At 40.7% G+C, this 4,912-nt stretch carries 4 protein-coding genes; all 4 read left to right on the forward strand.

Annotated elements, in window-relative coordinates; all coding sequences use genetic code 11:
- Positions 1 to 934 precede the first annotated feature (934 nt).
- The 4 genes from QWZ17_RS23385 to porD all read left to right on the forward strand — a co-directional run bounded on the left by QWZ17_RS23385 (position 935) and on the right by porD (position 4,530).
- Complete coding sequence (locus QWZ17_RS23385) at positions 935 to 1,861, forward strand: outer membrane protein assembly factor BamD (RefSeq protein WP_290307742.1); 927 nt, start codon at positions 935 to 937, stop codon at positions 1,859 to 1,861.
- Positions 1,862 to 1,885: 24 nt separating this feature from the next.
- Positions 1,886 to 2,218: a DNA-directed RNA polymerase subunit omega gene (locus tag QWZ17_RS23390; RefSeq protein WP_290307743.1), complete on the forward strand. Its 333-nt coding sequence runs from the start codon at positions 1,886 to 1,888 to the stop codon at positions 2,216 to 2,218.
- Positions 2,219 to 2,434: 216 nt separating this feature from the next.
- Entirely contained in the window at positions 2,435 to 3,640 is a 1,206-nt protein-coding gene (coaBC, locus tag QWZ17_RS23395) for a bifunctional phosphopantothenoylcysteine decarboxylase/phosphopantothenate--cysteine ligase CoaBC (protein ID WP_290307744.1), read from the forward strand.
- Entirely contained in the window at positions 3,637 to 4,530 is an 894-nt protein-coding gene (gene porD / locus QWZ17_RS23400) for a type IX secretion system protein PorD (RefSeq protein ID WP_290307745.1), read from the forward strand. Before coaBC ends, porD begins: the two co-directional genes overlap by 4 nt.
- Positions 4,531 to 4,912 lie beyond the last annotated feature (382 nt).

A 4,912-nucleotide genomic window follows, 5' to 3' on the forward strand; every position in this document is an offset into this window, starting at 1 on the left:
AAGCACCCTTCCGTTTGGGTTGGCAAAGGTAGCAAACCTTTCCGATTCTCCAAAACTTTTTTTCGTTTTATTTCTTTCGAAATCTTAAAGTTCTGAACCCGTTTCCTTCTTGACTTCCGTCCTCCGTAGCGGGCTGCAAAGGTAGCAACCTTTTCTTATTTCCGAAATTTTATCTGAAGTTTTTTTTTTAGGCTTTTCGTTTTGCTTACTCTCCTAATCCTCCCCTGCAAAAACCCCTATCTTCAATAACCTTTCTAAGAACAAGCCCCGCCTATCTCGTTTGCGGGTTGCAAAGGTACATTCTTTTAACACCCAAGCAAACTCTTTTTAACACTTTCTTAATAGTAAATCGCAATGCCCTTGATATCAGGTGGAAAAAATTAGAAAAGACTTCGGAAAGTGCAGAAATGCATGCGCAAACTGACCTTTATTATCGAATTCATCAATTTTTTTGCCTCATTTAAACATATATCTTAAGCCAAATAATCGCCGGGAAAGCAATTGAATGTCCTTATCTGACCTGAAAGTATATTATTAAGCATAACCTGCGTAAGGAATAGTAACGAATACCGGCCATAGCGCCTAAGGCCTGCAGGCGTATAAGTGTATAGCCCGGCCCCAGCTTCTACCGGCCGGGGATACGCCACGGGGAAAGAACCAAGAGATTAGAATCAAGACATTGCTGTATATATACTACATACAATAAGGATAGCGACTTAAGAAAAGAGCCTCGCATATAATTAATGTATATAAGCGCGTTTACTACTATATAGTACGAGTTTATAAAGAAGTGGTACCTGGCAACACGCAATTGCAAGCAATAGTTAAAAGATGTTAAATGCTAAACTACGTATATAAGGTGCCGGAAACACGTTATATATTAGCACCCAAATAAATAATTGTCTGATTTATATTAATCACCTATCTTTGCAAAATGTTTAAAAAGCAACTAACGTTATTTACCTGTGTTTTAGCCCTGTTAATTATTACACTGGGAAGTTGTAAAAGCAAATACGAAAAGTTAAGAGCGAGTAACGATTACGCCAAAAAATACCAGGAAGCCATTAAATACTATAATAAACAGGACTATCAAAAAGCCCTTGGTTTATTTGATGTATTGGTTGAGCGCTACCGTGGCCGTAGTGCAGCTGAAGATTTGTTTTACTACTACGCCTTTACCAACTATAAATTAAAGGACTATACATCGGCAAGGTTTCACTTTAAAACGTTTGCGGATACTTATCCATCGAGCCCAAGAGCAGAGGAATGCCGTTTCTTTTCGGCATATTGCTACTACCTGGATTCGCCTACTTACTCGCTTGACCAGGAGAATACTTTAAAGGCTATTGAAACACTGCAGTTGTTTATTAACTTATACCCTAAAAGCGACCGTGTTACTGAGGCCAGCAAGCTGATCCAGAACCTACGCGATAAACTGGAGCAAAAGGCCTACGAAAATGCCAAATTGTATTTAACTATCGGCGATTTTCAGTCGGCAGTGATTGCGCTTAATAACGTTCTACGTGATTATCCCGACACCAAATATGGTGAGGAAGTTGAATATTTAGCCATCAAAGCCCAATATCAATATGCGTACCATAGTTTTGAAACTAAACAGGTTGAGCGCTTTGAGCAGGATATTACTTATGCCGATCAGTTTACTGATAAATTCCCCACAAGTAAATACGGCAAAGAAGTAAAAGGCTATGCTAAAGATAGCCACGATGGTATAGCCGAAGCTAACCGGGTATTGGCAGAAGCTTTAACAGATAGAAAACTGGCAGAGAAGTTAGCGAAAAAGGATACAGTTAAAGTACAGCCAGTATCTGAAAAAAATCAAAGTCAAAAAATTCCTCAATAGTATATAATAGTAAAAAATAAAGATATGTCAGCAAATAACACCAACAAACCAACAGTTGCGAGTAGCACTGTAACCCGCGATTTGCGCGAATTGGATGTAAACACCAACAATATATATGAGTCGCTTGTGATCATGTCAAAAAGAGCGAACCAGATATCAAACAATATTAAAGAAGAGTTACACCAGAAACTATCTGAGTTTGCTTCATCAAACGATAACCTGGAAGAGGTTTTTGAAAACCGTGAGCAAATTGAGATCTCTAAATACTACGAAAAATTGCCTAAACCATCATTGGTTGCAGTTCAGGAGTTTTTAGAAGATAAAGTTTACTACCGTAACCCAAGCAAAGAAGCATAAGCTTCGTTAAGTCAAAATTCAAAAGTCAAAATTCAAAAGTGATCAGTAAGGTGACTTTTGAATTTTGGCTTTTGTTTTTTAGTTATATTCACATTGCGGCAAACTCAAAAGTCAAAATTCAAAAGCCTATCCGGTTACATTAGGGCGTTGGATTTTAAAATTGATATATTCGCATTACACGCTAAAGCGTCATTTTTGACTTTAGAATTTTAAATTTTGACTTTAGAAGGTAAAAACATCATATTAGGAGTTTGCGGTAGCATAGCTGCATACAAATCGGCATTGCTGGTAAGGCTGTTGGTTAAAGCCGGTGCAAACGTGCAGGTGGTAATGACTAAGGACGCCACCAGCTTCATTACTCCGCTCACTTTATCTACCCTATCAAAAAAACCAGCGCTGGTTGATTATTTTAAAACAGAAACCGGCGAGTGGAATAACCACGTAGAGCTTGGCCTTTGGGCCGATATGCTTGTTGTTGCTCCGGCTACAGCAAACACTTTGGCAAAAATGGCCAACGGTATTTGCGATAATTTATTGAGTGCCGTTTACCTTTCGGCCAAATGCCAGGTGTACTTTGCGCCGGCCATGGATTTGGATATGTGGCTGCACCCGGCAACGCGTCAAAATGTTACCCGCTTGCAATCCTTTGGAAATATCATGATATCACCGGGGAACGGCGAGCTGGCCAGTGGCCTTTATGGCGAAGGCAGGTTGGCAGAACCAGAGGAGATTGTTGCTTTCTTATCGGCCACGTTAAAAAAAAAACACCTTTTAGCTAATCGGAAGATTATTGTTACCGCGGGGCCTACTTACGAGGCTATTGATCCGGTGCGTTTTATTGGCAACCATTCATCAGGTAAAATGGGCTTTGCCATTGCCGATGAGCTGGCGGCTATGGGGGCCGATGTTATCCTTATTACCGGACCTACGGCGCAGGCGAGCAAACAACAAAATATTAACCGGATTGATGTTACATCGGCCGCCCAGATGCTGGAGGCTTGCTTAACCTACTACCCTGCCGCCAAAGCCTGCATCATGAGCGCCGCTGTTGCCGATTATACCCCGGTGAATGTTGCGGGACAAAAGATCAAGAAAAAAGATGCAAGCCTGAACATCGAACTTAAAAGCACTACCGATATCCTGAAAACCCTTGGCGAACAAAAAGCAGACGGTCAGGTCCTGGTTGGTTTCGCTTTGGAAACCAACGACGAAGAAATGAATGCAATAACTAAATTGCAAAAGAAAAATTTGGATTTTATTGTATTAAATTCGTTAAACGATGCCGGGGCTGGTTTTAAAAAGGATACCAACAAAATAACCATTATTGACCGCCAGCTGCAAAAAACAACCTTTGAATTGAAAAGCAAGGAGGATGTAGCCAAAGATATTTGCCTTAAAGTTGTTGAACTCATAAACGGATGAAAAAATTATTCCTTTTTATATTACTGGCTTTGCCGGGCTTTTACACACTGGCGCAGGACCTTAATGCCCGTGTATCGGTAGTATCGCCCAAAATACAGGTAAGTAATAAGCGTATTTTCCAAACTTTGGAAACCGCCATGAAGGATTTTTTAAACGGCCGTAAATGGAGCGCCGACCCAATTCTACCCCAGGAACGTATTGATTGTAATTTTGTATTGAACATTACCAGCTGGGATGGCGGCAGTACTTTTAGCGGCGAGTTGCAGGTACAATCATCAAGACCAGTGTACGGATCATCATATACATCTACCCTTATCAACCTCAACGATAGGGACGTTGATTTTACCTACAACGAAGGGCAAACGGTTGATTATACCGACCAAAGTTTCCAGGGCAACCTAAGTTCGGTGATGGCGTTTTACGCTTATATCATAGTGGGAATGGATTATGATACTTTTTCGCGTAATGGGGGCAGCCCATATTTCGCGGCAGCGCAAACAGTTGTTAATAACGCCCAAACCGGATCGTACAAAGGCTGGAAAGCTTTTGACGGTAATATTAACCGATATTGGCTATCAGAAAACCTGAACAATAAAATTTACGATCCCCTACGTGGCTTTATGTACGATTACCACCGCGGCGGACTTGATATTATGGCCGATAACGCCGGCAAAGGCCGCAAGTTTATCACCTCCATGTTGCCAACCCTGCAACAGGTTGACAGGCAACGTGTAGGCTCCATGTTCCCGCTTATATTTTATACCGCCAAAAGCGATGAGTTTGTATCACTATACAGCAAAGCCGATCCGCAGGAACGCATCCAGGCCATGAACATACTCCTCCAGGCCGATCCATCTAACGGTAATAAATACCAGGCGCTCCAAAAGTAGCTCAGTTTAGAATCAAGAGGCAAGAATCAAGAGTTAAGACTTTTTAAATGTTTTTTTTGTGTTGCGTTCGCAACAGGTGAAAGAGTTTGTCATATTTTTCAAATCGAAACAAAACCGCAACGGTTGTTAAAGAAACTGCCAAAGTAACTTCGTCCAAAATCCAATAATCGGCCAGTCTCAAAGTCCAATAGTCCCTCTTCTAACACCATTGTTTAAATCAGAATTGTCTGAATCAGAATTTTCAGAATATTGTCTGAACCTGGATTAAGCAGATTTATCGGATTAAGGGATTTCTTTTCATGTCTCGTCCTGAAAAAAGTTTACGTTTTTTTTCTTTAATCCTGTTAGTTGTTTACAAATATAGATTAATCCCAAATACGCT

The organism is Mucilaginibacter flavus (assembly GCF_030409315.1).
GTDB lineage: Bacteria > Bacteroidota > Bacteroidia > Sphingobacteriales > Sphingobacteriaceae > Mucilaginibacter > Mucilaginibacter flavus.